Source organism: Trabulsiella odontotermitis (assembly GCF_001188485.1).
Lineage (GTDB): Bacteria > Pseudomonadota > Gammaproteobacteria > Enterobacterales > Enterobacteriaceae > Trabulsiella > Trabulsiella odontotermitis_A.
Genome location: NZ_JNGH01000008.1, coordinates 1 through 698, shown reverse-complemented (window position 1 = coordinate 698; position 698 = coordinate 1). Strand labels below are relative to the sequence as shown.

Sequence of the window (698 nt, the reverse complement as noted above, 5' to 3'; positions counted from 1 at the left end):
TTGTCAAATATCGGGCTGATGCTTCCGTTGGCATGTTCCGTGTCGCGGCTCAGGTCTGCCACATCCTGCTTCTGGTTTGCCTTGTCACGGATGATGATGGTACCGTCGCTTACCGCTGCCTGCGTGGTGCCTTCTGCATGACCGCTGTTGCCACCGCCTGCCAGCAGGGTGTTTGCCATGTTCCCGGCGAACTCTTTGCCGATATTGCCGCCCGTACTGAAGCCAGCCCCCTGGTGCTCGGTTTTGTAGTCGGCTTTGTTGTGAATGTCGCTGAAACCCAGCGTGCCGGTATCCAGTCGGTTTTTATCTGCCGGACCAGTGGACGCTATCACACCGCCATCCAGTTGGGTGTGGCTATCGACCGTTACATCAAAACCGCCGTCTCCTGCGAAGATACCCGTCTGCTCCTGCACCGAGTCATAATCGCTCTTCATTTTGTCACGGCTGGCGCTGACACTTGCCTGGACGGTACCGGCACCAAAGGTGTAGCCTACGCCACCACTGATACTGCTCTGTTTGCTGTCGTAGTGATCGCTGTCCTGGGTGCTGGTGATGGTTAAATCGCGACCAACATCAGCCGTAACCTGATTACCACTGACCTGCGCACCGGCAAGAGTGGTATCCCTGTCGCTGTTGATGGTGACCTGATGACCGGCATCTACCGTGGTTTCGTTCTGCCAGGTACCGTTTCCTTTCTC

1 protein-coding gene is annotated in these 698 nt (G+C 56.4%); it reads right to left on the bottom strand.

Annotation, left to right across the window (positions count from 1 at the left end):
- The coding region (locus GM30_RS00690) for a hemagglutinin repeat-containing protein (protein WP_155483882.1) at positions 1–698 on the bottom strand (698 nt) is incomplete at both ends.